This is a genomic window from Paenibacillus antibioticophila (assembly GCF_000455265.1).
Lineage (GTDB): Bacteria > Bacillota > Bacilli > Paenibacillales > Paenibacillaceae > Fontibacillus > Fontibacillus antibioticophila.
Genome location: NZ_HG005141.1, coordinates 1 through 19,989 on the forward strand (window position 1 = coordinate 1; position 19,989 = coordinate 19,989).

The 19,989-nt window shown below is 49.9% G+C and carries 12 protein-coding genes and 1 riboswitch; of the genes, 1 reads left to right on the top strand and 11 read right to left on the bottom strand.

All coding sequences use genetic code 11. The features are described 5' to 3' along the window. Window positions 1–446 precede the first annotated feature (446 nt). The 4 genes from TX85_RS17300 to TX85_RS17315 form a co-directional block, all read right to left on the bottom strand. Window positions 447–1,949 (bottom strand): ABC transporter substrate-binding protein, encoded by a 1,503-nt coding sequence (locus TX85_RS17300; protein WP_233500786.1) that lies wholly within the window; start codon window positions 1,947–1,949, stop codon window positions 447–449. Window positions 1,950–2,160: 211 nt separating this feature from the next. Continuing rightward, window positions 2,161–2,313 (bottom strand): hypothetical protein, encoded by a 153-nt coding sequence (locus tag TX85_RS26575; RefSeq protein ID WP_199558842.1) that lies wholly within the window; start codon window positions 2,311–2,313, stop codon window positions 2,161–2,163. Between the two features lie 335 nt (window positions 2,314–2,648). Then, a complete protein-coding gene (locus tag TX85_RS17310; RefSeq protein ID WP_044480925.1) occupies window positions 2,649–4,148 on the bottom strand; it encodes an ABC transporter substrate-binding protein in 1,500 nt (499 codons plus the stop codon). A 292-nt stretch (window positions 4,149–4,440) separates the two neighbouring features. After that, entirely contained in the window at window positions 4,441–5,802 is a 1,362-nt protein-coding gene (locus TX85_RS17315; protein ID WP_044480926.1) for a radical SAM/SPASM domain-containing protein, read from the bottom strand. Between the two features lie 252 nt (window positions 5,803–6,054). Between TX85_RS17315 and metE the strand changes: the two genes are divergently transcribed. After that, the gene (gene metE, locus TX85_RS17320) at window positions 6,055–8,325 is read left to right on the top strand and encodes a 5-methyltetrahydropteroyltriglutamate--homocysteine S-methyltransferase (RefSeq protein WP_044480927.1); all 2,271 of its coding nucleotides are present in this window, start codon (window positions 6,055–6,057) and stop codon (window positions 8,323–8,325) included. A gap of 20 nt (window positions 8,326–8,345) precedes the next feature. On the opposite strand, the gene TX85_RS17325 is transcribed toward metE, so the two are convergent. The 7 genes from TX85_RS17325 to TX85_RS17355 all read right to left on the bottom strand — a co-directional run bounded on the left by TX85_RS17325 (window position 8,346) and on the right by TX85_RS17355 (window position 19,458). Then, entirely contained in the window at window positions 8,346–9,287 is a 942-nt protein-coding gene (locus TX85_RS17325) for a LysR family transcriptional regulator (protein WP_044480928.1), read from the bottom strand. Window positions 9,288–9,647: 360 nt separating this feature from the next. Continuing rightward, window positions 9,648–9,853: riboswitch (cobalamin riboswitch) on the bottom strand. 16 nt (window positions 9,854–9,869) lie between these two features. Further along, window positions 9,870–11,882 (bottom strand): NAD-dependent DNA ligase LigA, encoded by a 2,013-nt coding sequence (gene ligA / locus TX85_RS17330; protein ID WP_044480929.1) that lies wholly within the window; start codon window positions 11,880–11,882, stop codon window positions 9,870–9,872. Window positions 11,883–12,148: 266 nt separating this feature from the next. Next, window positions 12,149–14,551, bottom strand: coding sequence for a DNA helicase PcrA (gene pcrA / locus TX85_RS17335; protein WP_044480931.1), 2,403 nt, complete (start codon window positions 14,549–14,551; stop codon window positions 12,149–12,151). A 508-nt stretch (window positions 14,552–15,059) separates the two neighbouring features. Then, window positions 15,060–15,764 carry a heptaprenylglyceryl phosphate synthase gene (gene pcrB / locus TX85_RS17340; RefSeq protein WP_044481598.1) on the bottom strand — a complete coding sequence of 235 codons (705 nt, stop codon included), beginning with the start codon at window positions 15,762–15,764 and terminating at the stop codon, window positions 15,060–15,062. Between the two features lie 458 nt (window positions 15,765–16,222). Next, entirely contained in the window at window positions 16,223–17,107 is an 885-nt protein-coding gene (locus TX85_RS17345) for a phosphatidylinositol-specific phospholipase C/glycerophosphodiester phosphodiesterase family protein (RefSeq protein ID WP_044480932.1), read from the bottom strand. An 18-nt stretch (window positions 17,108–17,125) separates the two neighbouring features. Continuing rightward, window positions 17,126–18,532 (bottom strand): undecaprenyl-phosphate glucose phosphotransferase, encoded by a 1,407-nt coding sequence (locus TX85_RS17350; RefSeq protein WP_044480933.1) that lies wholly within the window; start codon window positions 18,530–18,532, stop codon window positions 17,126–17,128. After that, window positions 18,529–19,458 (bottom strand): glycosyltransferase family 2 protein, encoded by a 930-nt coding sequence (locus TX85_RS17355; RefSeq protein WP_044480935.1) that lies wholly within the window; start codon window positions 19,456–19,458, stop codon window positions 18,529–18,531. Before TX85_RS17355 ends, TX85_RS17350 begins: the two co-directional genes overlap by 4 nt. Window positions 19,459–19,989: the final 531 nt, after the last annotated feature.

A 19,989-nucleotide genomic window follows, 5' to 3' on the forward strand; every position in this document is an offset into this window, starting at 1 on the left:
TCAAACTCTCCATTAAGATGCGACGAATGTCGCGTCACCCGTTCGGAAGGCATCGTTCTCGTTAGAGCCGATCCTTCCGGACGATTAGGTGTTTGACTTGCTCATTTCAAAAACTGACGATATAAAATCGTTTATTTATTGACGTGTTCCATCTGTTCAGTTTTCAAAGAACTTGCTTACAATATTCGACTCATCCATTACTCAGATCAGATTTTGTCGAACAGTTACTTATTATATTTACCTCACTTCGATATGTCAAGATGTTTTTTCTTCCTATGTTTTTCTTCCCATCTTGTCCGGCAGGGCGCCGTCCGAAGCGACAAATAATAATTTACCACGTATGCAATAGGATTACAATAAGTAAATGCTTCCAACGTAAAGGACGCAAAAATGGACCATAAGGAGAAGCACAGCGCTTCTAATCATGGTCCATTCAGCTATTAAGTTTATTCTTCGTCTGTTGAGTCTACGGACTCGACTTCAACGCTTATACCGCCTCCGGAGCTACTGCTTGACTCCGTGTCGTTGGTACCGGTATCTTCTTTTCCTTTATTGGCCTCCTGATCTTTAATGGCCTTATCCAAGATAACCTGTCCTTCCTGCTCCATCGCCTGCAAGGCTTCCTCAACCGACTTCTTCTTCTCCTGCACCAGCTTCAATTGTTCCTCTTGAACCGCATAGAACTGCATGTAGAAGTCATTCGGTATCTTGCTCATTCGCTCATAAGATGAGCTTTGATCCAGCTTAGGCTTAAGTGCGTAGAAGGCCTCAAGACTGTGTCCATCGTACTCCTTTGAATATCCCATGCGTGACAGAAGTCCACTATTGAGCGTTCTGGACTTGACCTTCGCATATTCTTCTCCATTGATGAACTTAATGAAGTCCCAGGCTGCATCCGCATTCGGCGAATCGGCCCGGATTGCAAAAATATCGCTAAAGAAGATATTACGGGATATCTCAGGGTCTGCAGGATCTACCGGACCAGCCACGATACCAATCTCGAATGGTGTGTAATCCTTCATGTAGGAGCCGGACTCTTTCAAATTCTGCAAGGTATATGGATCGCCAATTGTCATGGCCATTCTGCCCATCAGGAACAATTGACTCTTGTAATACTCCTCCATCGAACCGCCGGTAAACCCGCCATCCTCAGGGATGTACACACTGCCGGATTCCAGCGCATCAAATGCGAGCTTGTAGACTCTTTTCCAGGCATCCGTATTCAGAGTCACCTTCATCGTATCCGGGTTCACCTGGTTAAGTCCCTCTGTAGAGGAGATCATGCTCACCAGGTTCGAGAAGTTCATGCCGTACTGCGCACCGTAGCCATATACTCTTGAATCCGCATCTCCATCAGTTGGAAATCGGCGGGCCAGATCGAGAATTTCCTGCCAGGTAATATTATTTTGCGGCGGATCAATACCGTATTTGTTGAACAGATCCACATTATAGAACAACGCTTGTCCATGGAAGGTCGGACTTAACCCGTATAATTTACCGGCTCCTTTTTCCTTCAACATTTCAATTAATGCAGGATAAATCGTCTCGGTGTCATACTTGTCGCGCGTAATGAATGAATCCAGCTCCATTAATCTTCCTTCAGAGACCATTTTTTCATAGCTACTGGAATCAATCATAAGCACATCCGGTTTCTGCTCTTCAATAAAATCTAACGTCGCCTGATACTGGTCTTCGATAACTGCGCCACCGCTATACATACTATTTGTGCTGACTACTTCAATATCTACATCATCATATCTCATCGAGAACAAATCACCATATTGTTGAAAGAAATACCCTTCGTCCCAAAACATAACCTTCATGCTCCGTCGTACATCCGACTGTTTCGCAGGGGCTGGACCGCACCCGGCCAGCAGCACTAATACGGCGCAAATTGCCGCAATGGTCAGCTTCCGCATGCGGCTTCTATTCTTTCGTTCAGAAAACATAGTTAACATAATACCTCCTGATCAATTTAGAAAATGTAGTTCGGTTCTCCCTCATATGTAGCAGGATAACAAAGATAAAATATGCCTTCCGCTCCCCCTTCTTTTTATACGGTCTCTTTGGATATACGTATGAGTCCTCGGTCTGGTTACAATATATCATCTATTATTTTCCAATAGAAGAATTTCTCTGGAAAGTAGGATAGGAGGCTCATTAGTTAAGTAGCCTGCCTTCCATACCCCCGATTTTTAGATACTTCTTGATCAGATCGATAACTCGTTTGTCCTCAATTTGTTTGCGCAAAAGATCCAGAAGCAGCTCATGATTCAACGTATCGAAGTATTTCGACAGGTCGATTTCTAACACGTAACTTATCCCTCCGCTCTCATGCATACCCTTCGCGTTCCATGCTATCCCTTTGCCGGCAACAAGCTTTACTCTGTGTTTCGGATTTTTTTCCACAGCACATCTGTGGACCTCCCGGGGTAAGAACGATAACTTTCTCCTTATCCATCTGTCACATCTACATGATGAGATTCGGGCAGTATGGGACATACCGGACGCACCTAAAAAAGAGGCTAGCCTTAGTCATGACCTTGGCTAACCTCCTTTGAAGTTGCTATTTTTTTAGCGTCGGCCCCAGGCGCAGAATCGCGTAGGGGTCTATGTTATATTCGTTATCCATCTATAGATGGTAAGAGCTACTCTACCGTCACACTAACCTCATCTGCTGTATTATCCGCTGTGCCGGATTCAGCGCCGCTCTCGCCAGATGTGGCTGCATCGTCAGCTTCGCCGGCTGTGCTGCCGTCATCAGAGCCTTTTTCCGCCGCCTCGTCCTTAATTGCCTTATTCAGTAAAGCCTGCGACTCGTCCTCAATGGTCTGGAGGGCTTCTTCAATAGACTTCTTCTTGTCTTGAGCCAGTTGGATCTCTCGGGTCAGAATGCCGTAGTATTCCATATGAAATGCTTCCGGAATTTTGGTGTAATCCTCACTACTATCACTATTGAGACTTGGCTTCAGCTTATAAAATACATCCAGGTTTAACCCATTGTATTCCTTGCTGACATTCATTCGAGATAACAGACCGCCGTTCATCGTTCTGGACTTGACCTTGGCAAATTTCTCGCTATTAACGAATTTGATAAATTCCCAAGCCGCATCCGCGTTAGGAGAGTTGGCCCGAATGCCAAAGATATCGTTGAAGAAAATATTCCGGGATGTCTCCGGGTCCGCCGGATCCACAGGTCCTGCTACAGCCCCAAGTTGGAACGGCTTATAATCATTAACCCGATCCTGTACGTCCTTGAGGTTTTGAAGCATATACGGGCCTTCTACTGTCATGGCCATGCGCCCCATCAAGAACAGTTGACTCTTATAATAATCCTCCATTGATCCCCCCTGGAACGCAGTATCACCTGGGTTATAGATGGCCTGAGAGTCTATCGCATCCATAGCCAGCTTATAGGCTTGCTTCCATGAATCCGTGTTCAGTGTAACTTGCATGGTGTCTGTATTGATAAACTTCAAGCCTTGTGTAGCGGCTATGTTGGAAGCCAGTTGCTCCATCGTCATACCGTAATTCGTACCGAAGCCATATACCCGAGTGTCCGTGTCTCCATCGGTAGGAAAACGCCGAGCCGTGTCAAGAATCTCCTGCCAGGTCATCCCGTCATGCGGCACTTCGATGCCATATTTGGTGAACAAATCAGCATTGTAGAAAATGACATTGCCATAAAAGGTTGGAGCTAAGCCATACAGCTTGCCGCCCCCCTTGTCCTTGAGGATTTCCATAAGAGCAGGATAAATGGACTGGGTATCATACTTATCCCGTTCGATCAGCGTATCCATCTCTGCCAGCTTGCCTTCGGAAGCCATCCTCTCATAGGTCTCCGTATTTAACATAACGACATCAGGCTGTTCTTTCTCTATGAATTCCTCCAAAGCTTTATTGTAGTCCACTAAGCCATCCGGATTGTCGCGATAGATGCGGTTTGTGCTGACAACCTCAATCTCGATGTTCGGCTTCTCCATCGCAAATAAATCGCCATATTGCTGGAAGAAGTACCCCTCATCCGAAAACATAACCTTTAAGCTGGATGTCTGCTCTGCTTCTGGTGCAGGACGGCTGGTACAGCCCGCAAGCACAGCAGATGCCAACACAACCATGAGCCCTTTATTCAACCATGATCCCTTCATCTTTACCTCCAAAATATAGATATTTTAGTAGAGTTCTCTATGGATAGAACGAATCAAAGAAGTAATAGTTTCTTTATCCAGAAAAAATCCGACCCAAAACAGCTCTTAAGAACTGTACAGATCGGATTAAGGCAGGCATTCAAAGATGGAAAATTAGCTCAAATTGCCTGGGACTGACTTAGTCAGACGTCCGGTTTTGACAAGAGCCGCTTGGGCTGCGGAACGAATTACTTTCATGCTGATCACCTCCTTATCTAGATCAAGCGTGTGCCTGGATTCATGTGGCTGCCCATCAGCCTAAAGTTCGGGCAAATTCCTCTTCCTGCTGCGATTGCAGCCAGATGGTCCGGAGTGTTTTTTTGATCTGCCGTTTCTCATAAGAGCATGGCCGCTGACCGGTACGCATTCGATATAACGGACAATGGTTGCCCTGACAGGCAGGGCGGAAAAAGCACGCCTGGCACTTCTCATCCGTCTCCTCACCCGATGTTGTCCAGAGGGCAAGCTTGTCATAATCGATCTCAAGCGTTCCATCCTGATGGACATGCCCAAGTCGATTGTCGTCCTGCTCCATGGCCACAGAGCATTTGTACAATACTCCGTCCGAGCCGATCACCAATGAATTGGGCTTGGCCGCATAGCATACAGCTCCTGTGGGCAGCAAAGTATCAGAGATAAAGCTGCTAACCGTAAGCCCCTCTGCAATCGCACGTTCATTGAATTCCCAAATCTTGATGTCCTTAGTTCGTTCGTCGCATACAGGCAAATTCAGGTCATTCTCTCCCCCCATACAGCCGACTGGACGGAAATACACCTTGAAACGGGGATCATCTCCAAACCATTCCTTAAGCATGGGAATGAAGCGTTCTACAGAATCCAGATTACTATTGTCAAAGTTAACGCGAATATTAATTTCAAACGGACGATCTACTTCTTTAAGTGTTAATAGGTTCTGGAGGATCGTATCAAATGTCCCCCCGCCCCCATGAAGCCCGCGACGGCTGTCGTGCACCTGCGCTTCGCCATCCAGGGTGACCATAAACCGTTCCACGTGCAAATCCAGCATCTGCTCGAAGCGTTCTCTGGTTAAATAATAGCCGTTCGTGGACATTTCTGCCCCATATACGGCTCCATTGGCCTCACAGGAGTCCATAAAGGAACGCGATAGGCGTTCAATCACATGGGGAGCCAACAGAGGTTCTCCGCCATGCCAGCTAATGGTCAAACGATTCAGGGTTCTTGCCCGTTCTTTCATATAAGCCTCAAGACCTTCGATAACCTCGGGGCGCATGGTAGCTCGCGGAAAGCTCTCATAGCAGTAAGTGCAGCGAAAATTGCACGCCTCCGTCACAAGCAGGACCAAATGCATCGTATCCTGTGCATGCATCGATTGGTGAAGGAATGTAGCGCGGCGTTCTTCGTCCACGGTTGTCTCAACCAGAAACCCGTGCTCTATCAAACTCGCGTACAGTGGGGGAGCCGGGTCCGGTGCCGGCATTCCAGGCCGCAGCCATTCCAGAACCTGAGTCCGTTCTTCAGGAGAAAAGGAAGCGATCGCTCCAGTGTAGCTGTTGTACAGCACTACTCCTCCTGCATCTTCTCCGCTCTGCGCATTAAAACGCGACGGTTTCCACTGTATTGCGTGCCGATTCATTATGCATTCCATCTTTCATATCAGTGTGGTTCATGATTGCCGGAAAGACTGCGCCTTCCCCAAACCCTTACCTATCATGAAAGGAACCCAGCGGAAATTTCAATGACTTGTATCACTTTTAAGTAAGGGCGTAATCATTGCAATACTGGACCATAGAAAAAAGCTATGCCAGGGCATAGCTTTTTTATGTTTCCCGATAGCAGCTTCCGCACTCTATACTAAAACCAACTATTCAGCAAGGAGCTGTTACCATTGAAAACATCCATTATCGGTTATCCACGAGTCGGCGCGCTCAGAGAGCTTAAATTTGCATCCGAAAAATACTTCAAAGGCGTGCTTCCCGTCGAAGAACTGCAGCAGACGGCGGCTCAGCTTAGATCGGCGCACTGGAAGCTTCAGCAGGAGAACGGCGTCGATTTCATTCCATCCAACGATTTTTCCTTCTACGACGGACTGCTCGACACGGCTTGCTTGCTTGGAATCATTCCGCAAAGATACCAAGCGCTCGGCCTAAGCCCGCTGGAGACGTACTTCGCAATGGCGAGAGGCTATCAAGGCGACAAAGGCGACGTTAAAGCGCTGGCGATGAAAAAATGGTTCAACACGAACTATCACTATATGGTGCCCGAAATCGACGATGCGACAAGCATCCGTTTGACCGGATCGAAGCTGTTCGACGAATTTACGGAAGCAAAGCAGCTTGGCATCGCAACCAAGCCTGTGCTGATTGGACCATTCACTCTGCTCAAGCTTGCGAGATTCACAGGCTCGAAGAACGCAAAAGATTTCGTGCCTGCGGTTATCGAGGCTTATACGGCTATCCTGAACCAATTGAACACGCTTGGCGCAGCATGGCTTCAACTGGATGAGCCTGCATTGGTAACGGATTTGACTGCGGAAGATATCGCGCTGTTCACAGAGCTGTATAAGGGTATCTTGTCCGCCAAAGGCAGCGTAAAGGTTGCCTTGCAATCGTATTTTGGAGACGTTCGCGACTGCTATCAGGCGCTTCAAGCGCTGCCGTTCGACGGAATCGGCATCGACTTCGTCGAGGGCAAGCAGTCTTTGGACCTCGTGCGCAAGCATGGCTTCGCAAGCGACAAGGTACTGTTCGCTGGTGTAATCAACGGCAAGAACATCTGGAAGAACCAATACAAGCAGACAATTGCCCTCGTTCGCGAGATCGGCAAGCATGCAAGCCAAGTCGTGCTCGGCACTTCATGCTCGCTGCTTCATGTCCCATACACGATTAAGCACGAAAAGAAACTGCCGGAGCAAAATAAGCAATATTTCGCGTTCGCGGAGGAAAAGCTGCGCGAGCTTGCAGAGCTCAAGTCGATCCTGGAGCAGGCGAGCCCTGAAGCCTCCGCTTTATATACGGAGAATGAGAAGCTGTTCAGTGCATCGCGCCTCACAAACGACAACTCGGTACAGAAGAGAGTGGCGGAATTGACGGAGGCCGACTTCACGAGACTTCCCGACTTCGCCGAGCGAGAAGCAATTCAGAAAGCGAAATTCAATCTGCCGCCGCTACCTACGACGACGATTGGTTCGTTCCCTCAGACCGCTGATGTCCGGGCGAATCGCGCAGCCTTCAAGAAAGGCAACATCACCGAGCAACAGTATAAGCAATTTAACTTTGACCGAATCGCAGAATGTATTGCACAGCAGGAAAAAATCGGAATTGACGTCATTGTCCATGGCGAATACGAGCGCAACGACATGGTTGAATACTTTGGCGAATGCCTGGATGGCTTTATCTTCACGGAGAACGCCTGGGTGCAGTCTTACGGAACGCGCTGCGTAAAACCGCCGGTTGTATGGGGCGACATTAGCCGCAGCAAGCCGATTACTGTAGAATATTCGGCGTTTGCGAAGAGCCGTACTAACAAGCTGGTCAAAGGTATGCTGACGGGTCCGGTGACGATCCTGAACTGGTCGTTCCCTCGCGAAGATATCAGCCTGAAGGAAAGCGCTCTTCAGATCGGTCTTGCGATTCGTGACGAAGTACTCGATCTCGAAGCCAACGGCATCGAGATGATCCAGATCGACGAAGCCGCATTAAGAGAAAAGCTTCCATTGCGTCATTCAGACTGGCAGAGCGAATACTTGAGCTGGGCGATTCCTGCCTTCAGACTTGTGCACAGCGGCGTTAAACCCGAAACGCAAATTCATACTCATATGTGCTACAGCCAGTTCAGCGATATCATTCGCGATATCGATGCGATGGATGCCGATGTCATTACTTTCGAAGCGTCCCGTTCGGATCTAGCCATCATCGATGCGATTAACGAATGCGGCTTCCGTACTGAAGTCGGCCCCGGCGTATACGACATCCATTCGCCTCGGATTCCTAGCGTCGACGAGCTTAAACAAGGGCTGAACCGCATGCTCGACAAGATCGAAGTCTCCAAGCTATGGGTGAACCCGGACTGCGGACTTAAAACTCGCGGTGTTACGGAAACGTGGGCCAGCCTGGAGAACCTTGTCCAAGCAGCCAAAGAAGTAAGAGCAACCCTGTAATAGCAAGCAAGAGGATGGGCTCAGGCGAGCTCATCCTCTTGGTTTATGATCGGATATCCGAAGTCTGTAATGACGGTTTTGAGCTTCGTTACATAGGCAGCTGCCAGCTGGCTCAAGCTTGCCTTCTGATTCACGATGTATCCTACCTGTATACTCTCGTCCGTACGAAGCCTTACGGATTTGATTTGCTCTCCGTTAAGATCCTTATTCAGTACGCCCGAGCTAATGGTATAGCCATTGAGTCCGATCAGCAGGTTGAATAGGGTAGCGCGGTCACTGACCAGTATTTTCTTCTTGTACGATCTTGTGCTGAGTATTTCCTCCGCGAAGTAAAAGGAATTATATTCGCCTTGCTCAAAAGCCAAGCACGGGTAGTCATCCAACTCTTCGATGTCCAGCAGCGACTTGGAGGCAAGCGGATGCCCCTCACTGATAAATACATGCGCTTCCGCTTGGAACAGCGGATGAAACCGCAGGTCCTTGTCTTTCAATATCTTCTGAATCACCTTACGGTTGAATTCGCTCATATAGATAATCCCGAGCTCGCTTTTCATATTCCGTACGTCTTCGATAATCTCATGGGTACGTGTCTCGCGCAGCGTGCACTCGTACTCGTCCACGTCAAGCTCCTTCAGCAGTCCAACGAAAGCCTGCACAGAAAAAGCGTAATGCTGAGTTGAGATCGAGAACAGCTTCTTTGAGGGTTTACGATTCATGTACCGCTGCTCAAGAAGCTCGGCTTGCTCCACGACTTGCCTAGCGTAGGATAGAAACTCCGCTCCATCGCTCGATAGCACGATTCCTTTGGACGATCGAAGAAAAATCTCAATACCGGCCTCCGCCTCGATTTCTTTCACCGCGTTGGACAAGCTCGGCTGCGAAATATACAACCGTTTTGCCGCTTCGCTTATCGTACCGCAATTCACGATAGTCAGAATATATTTCAACTGCTGCAAGGTCATTGGAATCCCCCTCCGCTTACTTGAACTAATGATTATACACACGAGGCAACGTGTAAAGTGTTCTTACGATCGCTGTTGTTCGCGGATTTCTTGATTGAATTAACTCATCATAGAGTAGAAATCCGCTCGCAAAGGCGAACGCTGACGAGCCTATGCTCCCGAAGCAGCTTTCTTTCAGAAAACTTTTACTACAGAACACTTTACACTTATGCCTTTTTTGTGCAGTTATTTAGTTCAACAAATATAGTTCTAACAATAACAAAAGACGTCCTCCCTTTGAAACAGCCATAGGGAAAGACGCCTCCATAATAATGCATTATGACGGTTCATCTTAACACTTCCCTATCTACCGTAGGTACAGCAGTGCTGTCAGAACAGGCAGGTCTCCTGGCTCCGGAATCGTCACTCGGCAGCGGCCTTCCCGATCCATGCAGATCAGTGGCTGATTAAGCTGCCTGCTCCTCCGTTACAGTGGCGGGACCGCGTCGGTATTGCACCGACCTTCCCTTTTAAGTCAGAACGGCAAGCACGCTCGCCAACCCGACACCTGTTCTCCATGATGTGATTTGTAAAAAAATAATTTTAGTTATCGTTCAGCAGCCGGATAAATTCATTCTCATCCTCGATGACGGGAATGCCTAGTTCCTGCGCCTTTGTCAGCTTGCTGCCTGCCTTTTCGCCGGCAATCACAAGGTCCGTCTTCTTGGAGACGCTCCCCGTCACCTTGGCGCCCAGCGCTTCAAGCCGAGCCGTCGCTTCATCGCGGCCAAGCTGGTGCAATGTGCCGGTAAGGACAACGGTTTTGCCGGAGAAGAAGGAGTCGGTAACCGCGGCCGCCGCCTGAGGCTCCTTAGGGGACACCCCCAGCTCCAGCATTTTTTGAATTCCCGCCTGATTGAATGGATCCGCGAAGAAGGACACGATGCTCTCAGCCACAATGCCGCCGATATCCGGCAAGGCTACCAGCTCCTCTTCCGTAGCCGCCATGACCGCAGCCAGGCTTCGGAAATGATCCGCAAGCACCTTGGTGGTCGACTTGCCGGTATTCGGAATACCAAGTGCATACAGGAAGGAGGACAAGTCGCGCCCCTTGCTCTGCTCGATGGCAGCCAGCAGATTATTGGCTTTCTTTTCCCCAAATCGGTCAAGCTTGATTAAGTCCTCGAAGGTAAGGGTGTACAAGTCTGCGGCTTCATGAACCTGAAGCTCGTCATGGAGCTGCTCTGCGGTCTTCTCGCTGAAGGTCTCAATGTCCATGGCGTCCCGGGATGCGAAATGCGTAATCCGGCTGACGATTTGCGGCTTGCAATCCAGACTGTTATTGCAGAACAGGTGAGCTCCGCGCTGCTCCAAAGGAAACCCGCAAGCAGGGCAGCTTTCCGGATAAATGATTTCTTGCCCATCCTGCTCCTCTGTTACCTTACCGAGAATTTCAGGGATCACGTCGTTGGAGCGGCGAATAAAGACGCGTGTGCCCAGCGCGAACTTCAAGTTTTTCCGTTCGATATCGCCGATATTGTTAAGGGTGCAATTCTGCACGGTTACTCCTGCCAGCTCTACGGCTTCGACCTTGGCGAGCGGGGTGATTTTGCCGGTGCGGCCGACGTTCCAGGTGACAGATTCAAGCACGGTCGTCGTCTCTTCCGCCTCAAATTTGAACGCAACAGCCCAGCGCGGGAATTTATCGGTATAGCCAAGCACCTCGCGGGTACGCATATCGGTCAGCTTGATGACAGCCCCGTCTATCAGATAGTCCAGGCCGGAGCGCGTCTCCACAATGCTGTGCAGGGTGTCCATCACACTGCTGAAGTCATCATGGTAGCTCACATAAGGATTGACCTTAAAACGATTATCCCGCAGGAAGCTCATCATCTCTTGATGATTGGCAAATTCAATCCCGTCCGAATACCCCACATTATAGAAAAAGGCGCTCAGCTTCCGCTCGGCTGTCGTCCGCGGATTCAGGTTCCGCAGTGCGCCAGCCGCCGCATTCCGCGCATTCTTGAGCGGTTCGGCTGCTGTCTCGTTATATTTGGCCAGCACTGACAGATTCATAATCCCTTCACCCTGTACTTCAATGGTTCCGTCCTGATAAGGGATCGACAAGGGTACGGATTTGATCGTCTTGACTTGGGCCAGAATACCTTCGCCGACAACACCATTTCCTCGTGTGGAGGCCTGAACAAGCTTGCCGTCTGTATAGGTCAGGTTCAAGGTCAAGCCGTCAAACTTCAGTTCTATGGCATAGGAAGGAGCGGGCAAAGGATTCTCCGGATGCTTGGTATTATAATCCTGAATCAGCCGCTGGACACGGCCGTTCCATAGCAGGAGCTGCTCTTCATTCTGCGCCTTATCCAGACTCCAAAGAGGCGCCAGGTGACGATGCGGCTTGAATCCATCCAGAAGCTCTCCACCTACGCGCAGCGTGGGAGAATCCGGGAGCTGGACCCCGGTCTGTGCCTCCAGGGCGGTCAGTTCATCGTACAGCCGGTCATACTCCTTGTCACTGACAAGAGGCTGATCGAGCGTATAGTAGTGATAGTTGTACTGATTCAGCTGCTCGATAAGCTGCTCCATTTTGTTCATTGGATCCATCCAGGAACCACTCCTCCTTCAATTTATATAAGTTGAACTAAAGATTGTACACTGGAGGCAACGTGTGAAGTGTTCTTACGATCGCTGTTGTTCACGGATTTCTTTGACTGGACGAAGGTATCATAGAGTAGAAATCCGTTCACAAAGGCGAACGCTAACGCTTTATGCTTCCGAAGCAGCTTTCTTGCAGAAAGCTTTTAACACTTCACACTTTTGCCCTTTCTGTGTATTTTTCTAGTTCAACTTATATAGCTCAATGATCTTCGTTATTCGGTCACTTTGGTGATGGGAGCGAAGCCGGCGAGAAGCCGCTTCACACCTACCGGCGCCGGAAAAGCAATCTGCAGCTCCGTATCATTGCCGGTGCCTTTGACCGCTACCACGGTGCCGATGCCCCATTTGCCGTGCGACACCTTGTCGCCGGCAGCAAAGCCGCCGCTGGCACTGTCTCCGGCGGCAGGCTGCGCGCCCCGCGAGCCTGTGCGCGACGGGGCCATGCCCGGGATGCTCACCGTGACGGGTGAGCTCCCGCTCGTACGGCCACCGGCTGGTGCCGGGGCGCCGCCCCGCAGCGGCGATGCTGCGCCCGCTGCCGGGCTGGCGGCACCACCGCTGCGGTGGCCGAAGTTGCTGCCGCTGGCGCTGCCAAAGCCGCGGCCGCCGTAAGCGCCGCCGATTCCCGCTCCGCGGCGGTATCGGTCGCGCGCGACTCCCGCTTCTTCCTTCAATTCCTCCGGAATTTCCTGCAGGAAGCGGGAAGGCGGGTTCGCCGTGGTGCGGCCGAACAGGGTGCGCATCTGGGCGCAGGAGAGGAACAGCCTCTCCTCGGCCCGGGTAATACCGACGTAGGCAAGCCGTCGCTCCTCCTCCAGCTCTTCGTTATCCAGGAAGGCCCGGCTATGCGGGAACACGCCTTCCTCCATGCCGACGATGAAGACCACCGGGAACTCCAGTCCCTTCGCGCTGTGCATCGTCATCAGCACGACAGCATCGTCGTTCGGCTTCTCTGCATCCTGGTTATCGTTCATGCTGTCGATATCGGCGATCAGCGCCAGATCGGTCAGGAATGAGACGAGGGTCTTATCCTCATTCTTATTCTCGAATTCCATGGTTACGGACAGGAATTCGTCGATATTTTCCAGGCGGGACCGGGATTCCAGGGTGTTCTCATTTTGCAGCTCCATCCGGTAATGCGTCATTTCCAGCAGCTTCTCGGTCAGTTCGGTCACAGACAAGAACTCTACCATTTGATGAAGCGCCGCAATCATATCGAAGAACTCGACCAGTGCATTCCGTGTGCGTCCGGTAAAGCCGAGATCATCGACGGTCTCCAGCACCCGGTAAATGGACGTTCCGCGCTGCGCTGCTTCCGCCGCCAGCTTCCCGACGGTCGTATCCCCGATCCCCCGCTTGGGCACGTTGATAATCCGCATCAAGCTGATATCATCATCCAGATTGGACAAGAGGCGCAGGTATGCAAGCAGGTCTTTAATTTCCTTCCGGTCATAGAACTTGATTCCGCCAACGATTTGATAAGGAATATCTGACTTAATTAGAATTTCCTCAATAACCCGGGATTGGGCGTTCGTCCGGTATAGAATCGCATGGTCGCGGTAGCCCTTGCCCTTCTTGACGCTCTCTTGAATCTCGGAGGTAATAAAGTATCCTTCGTCATGCTCGGAATCGGCATGGTACACCTTGATCTTGTCTCCGTCTCCCTTGTCCGTCCACAGCTTCTTTGCTTTGCGGCCGGAATTCAGGCCAATCACTCCGTTCGCCGCGTTCAGAATCGTCGAGGTCGAGCGGTAGTTCTGCTCCAGCAGGATCGTGCTGGCCTCGGGATAATCCTTTTCAAAATTCAGGATATTCGTAATATCGGCACCGCGCCAGCGGTAGATCGACTGATCGCTATCCCCGACCACGCAGATCCGGTGATGCTTGTCTGCCAGCATCCGGCACAGCATGTATTGGGCCCGGTTGGTATCCTGGTATTCATCGACGTGAATATACTGGAACTTCTTTTGGTAAAAATCGAGCACGTCCGGCGCTTCCTTGAACAGCTCGATGGTTTTCATGATCAGATCGTCAAAATCCAGCGAGTTGTTGCTGCGAAGACGCTGCTGGTACTTGGTATATACCTTCGCCACAATGCCTTCAAAATAATCACCGACCTTCTGCTCATATTGCTGGGGGGTGATCAGTTCGTTCTTGGCTGTGCTGATCATGGACTGAACGGCCTTCGGCTCGAATTTCTTGGTATCGAGGTTCATATCCTTCATACAATTGCGGATCACAGAGAGCTGGTCCGTGGAATCCAGAATCGAAAAGTTGGACGTGAAGCCGACCCGTTCAATATCACGGCGCAAAATCCTCACGCACATCGAGTGGAAGGTGGATACCCAGATATCGCGTCCCTCCGCCCCTCCGACAAGCCGGGAAACCCGGTCTTGCATCTCACGGGCAGCTTTATTGGTAAAGGTGATCGCCAGAATCGCCCAAGGCGGAGCTTTGCGCGTGGCAATCAGATAGGCAATGCGGTGCGTGAGCACGCGCGTCTTGCCGCTGCCCGCCCCCGCCATAATGAGCAGCGGGCCTTCGGTCGTAACAACCGCTTGGCGCTGCTGGGGATTGAGACGTTCCACTGCTTCTTGTATGTTAACAGGTTGCATCAGGAAACTGCTCCTTTCGTGATTCAAAATTGGTGTATAAGTTGAACAAATAATTGTATGCTGGGGAGCAACGTGTGAATGTTCTTATGATCACTGTTGTGCGCGGATTCCTCTGACTGAACTTATGATGATGCATGCTGTTGGCAACGTGTGAAGTATTCCTACGATCGCTGTTGTTCGCGGATTTCCTTGATTGGATACTATTTTGGTAGAAATCCGCTCACAAAGGCGAACGCTTTCGAGCATATGCTTCCGAAGTAGCTTTCTTACAGAAAGCTTTTACTTCAGAACACTTCACACTTATGCCCTTCTGCAGAGCATCTTTAGTTCATTTGATAAATCCACTTACAAGGGCTAACGCTTACACGCATATGCTTCCGAAGTTAGAACACTTCACACTTATGCCTATTCCACGCAGCTTTATTAGTTCAACTTATAGTTGATCTTCCTATAATTAGGGATGAGAACAAAGATGTGACCAGACATCAGCCAATCCTATCCGTTAGCATTAGCCGCCGATAGAACTACTGCGAGTGCCCTTGACGGCTTCTACGGTCTCCAGCGCTCCTGCCAGGTCGGAATAGATGACATTGCCCACGACGACCGTATCGCTGACCGCCGCAGCCTGTCTGGCCGTCTCCGCATTTGTGATCCCGCCTCCGTAGAACAGTCTCGCCTGTGTCAGCTGTCGCCTTACTTCTCCAACAAGCTCCATATCGCCAAAGCGTCCGCTATATTCCACATATATAATAGGCAGTTGCATCAGCTTGTCCGCAGCCCCCGCATACCCTGCCGCAGCAGCGGCATCGAGGGAGGTATCCGCCTCCGTAATCATGGCTACTGTAGCTTCTGGATTCAGCACGATGTATCCTTCCGAAACCAGCCTATCCCACGGGATGAAGGGGCCGTATTTCTCAATCGCCCGCGCATGATGGCCGATCAGCCACTCGGGACGCTTCGTATTAAGCACCATGGGGATCAAGTAAAGGTCAAAGCCCGGTACGATCGCATCCAGCTCTGACACCTCAAGCGCACAATCGATCTTGAAGCGGCGAATCCGCTCTAGCAGTGCTTCTGTATTTTCATAGGTTACACCGCTCGAGCCGCCGATGATGATCGCATCACTTCCCGAGGTGCATACGGCTTCAAGCTCCTGTTCACCAATGGTCCGGTCAGGGTCCAGCTTGAATACATGCCGCCAGGAATTCTCCATGGGTAAAGGCATAGAACGCATCCTTCTTCACTTCCTTACAAGGCCTCTTAGCTATAAGCTCCAGATCGCGAAGCTCTCTTCTTCCGGCCGTAAAAGCGGGAGTGAACACGTTTCTGATCCACTCCCGCTTAGCTCCGGCTCTTAACCGTCCTTTTTTGTCATTACCAATTCTATATAAGTTAAACAAAGAATTTACGCTAGGGACAACAACGTGTAAGGGTGTCAGTACGCTTCACACATATGCCTTTTTCTACGCAGCTTCCTAAATTCAACTTCTCATAGAGGTTGTTCAAAAAGTCAGCTTTTAAACTCGCAATTCTAGTCTAAGTGACCACAGGAAGGCTGTCAATGTTCGTGTTTTCTACACAAAAATGCGAACAGAATGGACCGCAATAACACACAAAAGGATACGCCGCTGCCCGTTCAAACAGTGTGCGTATCCTCGCAGTTGCTGATGCTTATAATCCTAAATATTGAAGCCAGCCGGAGGATTCCACATCCTTTTCCTCCAAAAAGTCGGTATAGAAGCCGTAGACGCCCATCCGTTTGAATTTCAACACTTGATCCCGATCGTTAATCGTATGCACATAGCTCGGAATTCCGAGCTCATTCAACGAGGCAACCAGGCCGGCATTTGCACGGGTCTCCGACATCGTAATCGCCGCGATCCCCTTTTCCTTGGCAAACTCTACTATAGCTTCATCGCTATCATGGGTCTGATAGAGGGTGAAGATCACTGAATCAAAAGAATAAATAGCCTCAATCGCATCCCACATGGATTGATAGTAAATTTGCGGTACAATCCGCTTTAATAGCTCCGGGTTCTTCTGCTCTGCGGCTTCGGTAATCAGGGTGAAAATCTGATCAATCTCTTCAGGCTCAATCTGCTTCGTATCTGTAATCAGGTACATATCCGGATACTGTTCCATGAGATCAAGAATATCTTCCCATCCCAGCGGCTCATAACGGCCCATAATTTTGGCGTTTTTGAATTCCTCGTACGTCCAGACCGCCCCATGGGTTCCAGGATCCATCACTTCCTCCTGCCCAAGCATCACCGTAAAGCTCTCCCCCCACTCATGGCGGGCAATAAGCTGGTTATCCTTGCTGAGCAGCAAGTCAGCCTCGAATACGCGTATCCCCTTTTCATAGTTGGCAGCAAAGGCCTCATAGGTATTGCTATAGGTCAGCCCGTCAATGCCTCCCATGGCATGGGCAACCAGCCGGTGAGCGGTAAAGCCGTCCTTCGGATCGCGGTCCTGCGGCTTGTACAGCGTGGCGACGAGCAAAAACCCGAGGCCCGCCAGCATTAGCAGGCTGTATATTATTTTTTTTCTCCTCATTCCAGTACATTCCTATCTCTAGTAAGCATTTTTGTTAATAAATCCATTGAAGACGGTCTTTACGATAATTTTGATGTCCAATAAAATCGACCAGTTCTCGATATAAAAAATGTCGTGCTCAATCCGCTCTTCGATGGAGGTATCGCCGCGCAGCCCGTTGGCTTGGGCATATCCTGTAATACCCGGGCGGACATGGTGCTTCACCATGTACTTCGGAACTTCCTCACGGAATTGCTCCACATAATAAGGACGCTCCGGTCTGGGACCGACGACGCTCATATGACCGGCAAGAACATTGAAGAACTGCGGCAACTCATCCAGACTGGTCTTCCTCAGAAACGCGCCAAACTTGGTGCGGCGAGGGTCATTTTCTGTTGTCCATCCGGTATCCGGCACCCCCTCTGGCAACACCTTCATAGAGCGGAACTTATACATATGAAAGTGCCTGCGATTGAGGCCGACCCGTTCTTGCTTGAAAATAATCGGCCCCTTCGAGGTCAGCTTGATACCGATGGCTGTCAGCAGCATGACCGGCGATGTGATGATGATGGCAAAGAGGCTGAACACGATATCAAAGGCCCGCTTCAGCAATCGGTTGCCCGTAAGATCCAGCGGAATGTCACGCACATTGATGAGCGGCATTCCAGCAAAATTGTCGAAGTAGGGACGAGCAGGCAGAAAGTCAAAGAAATCCGGGATGATGAGGGTACGGACGCCTTCTTTTTCACAAATCGCTATAATTCGGGCATATCTGGAGTGAGCAGTCAGAGGCAGTGCCAATACGACCTCGTCAATCAGCTTTGCTTCCAAGATCTGTTCCAACTGATCCACCCTGCCCAGGATAGGCTTATATCGCAGCTTCTCCTCGTCTGACCAGGCAGCGTGGTCGTCCAGAAACCCGATGGTCTCATAGCCCAATTCCGGATACTGCCTCAAGTTGTCATGGAATTTGCGCCCGAGGGAGCCTGCGCCGATGATCAGCACGAATTGCTTGTTGTAGCCTTTCTTGCGCAGCTGCTTCAGCGAGCTTTTCAAAAAATAACGGTACAGCAGGATGGACAGCACGTTGATCACCATGTAAATGGCCAAATACATCCGTGAAATATCAATTTGCCGGACAAAGAACATCAAGCTGAGCAGAACGAACAAGCTTGCCACATGGACTTGCATCAGCTTCATCACTTCATCCGCAAACCGTTTTTTGCGTTTCGGAATGTACAGCGACAGAAGTACTCCGACGATTGCCGCTATCACGCCATAGGCAATGCTCCAGAAAGCGTAAATTTCAGCCGGTAGCGGACGCTCGTATGGGATCCAGCCGCTCTCAAATTTCAACCACCAGGATAACAGGAAAGAAATCTGGATGAACGCAAAATCCGTCAAAATATACAATTGGGTCAAAAAACGTTGATTTTTGCGGATCATTGCTTCACCTCCGTCTGGCGGTTTGATGTCTCTGTGCGCGAATCCAGGGTGCGTGTTGCCGGGGTGCCTGGTTTAAGTTTATTGCTGATCACGGATAAGGAGAACTTCAGTCCGATACCGCTAAATACGGCCATGTTCGTGAACCAGGAATAGCGCTGTTTGAAGTGCTTGCGGTGGAACACCCACATCGCTCTATGAAACTCGTAGATGATTTTCATAGGCTTGCGGCGACTGCTTGCTCCCTTGTAATGAACAATATAGGTGGCCGGATGATAATGGATCTCCCATCCCGCCTGTTTGATGCGGTAGCACCAATCTATGTCTTCCCCGTACATAAAAAAGGTCTCATCCAGAACCCCCACCTGCCGAATCGTCTCCTGACGCAGCAGCATAAAAGCGCCGACAAGGCAATCGACCGGATAAGTCTCATTCGGATCGAGATAACTGAGATGATATTGATTGAACCGCGGGTTCTCCGGAAAAAGCTTCGAAAATCCGAATGCGTAGTAAAAAGAAGCCGACGGCGTAGGAAAGCCCCTTCTGCACGCTTTATCCAGTGAGCCATCGGGCAGAATCACCTTGCAGCCTGACGCCCCTACCGTCGGATGTTCTTCCATGTAGGCGAGCATAGTCTGAAGCGTGTCCGGCTGTACAATGGTGTCCGAGTTCAGCAGCAACACATAGCGACCCTTCGCTATTTCCATCGCTTGATTGTTCGCTTTGGCAAAGCCCGTGTTGGTGTGGTTCTCGATCAAGCGAACCTCCGGGAACTGTTCTTTGATAACCGGAACAGAGTCATCCCTTGAAGCATTGTCCACGACAATAACCTCATAAGTATATTCCGTGTCCGAGTCGAACACAGATTTCAAACAATCTATGGTTAAGTCCCGCGTATTGTAGCTGACGATGATAATGCTCAAATCCATAACAAAAGACTCCTGACAAATATAGTAATCTATCGACAACATTATAGCATAGGTGAAGGAGTTGGGGGAGGATGGGAGGGTGAGAAGAAATGAGAGTGGGATGGTGAATCATATTTTGATCATAGGAATAGGCCTGTTGCAAAGAAAAAGAGCCCTCAAAATTGGGCCCATGGTATAATATGTCTTGTACAACTGAACTTGGGTGGGAAGTATCGCCTCCAGATTGGAGGTGATGCATATGACATTTTCACTTTCAGAAGTGATCATGCTTGGGATGTTTATCCTTGCGTTGCTTACTTATCTGAGTAAACGAAAATAACCCGCCCAGGTTAGCGCCAAGGCGCGGGTTATTTTCAAGGTATTTTCTTGGAGGTACCCCACCAAGTGTTTGTGCCGGGGAGGCTGTGGCGCAGCCTCCTTGTTTCTATTGTTATCTTAACATATCATGGGGTATACCTCAATCATGGGCTGTGGCGCGATTCATTTTGCACTGTTTAGCTTTTGGGTAATTTCTCTATAGCATAGGCGGGA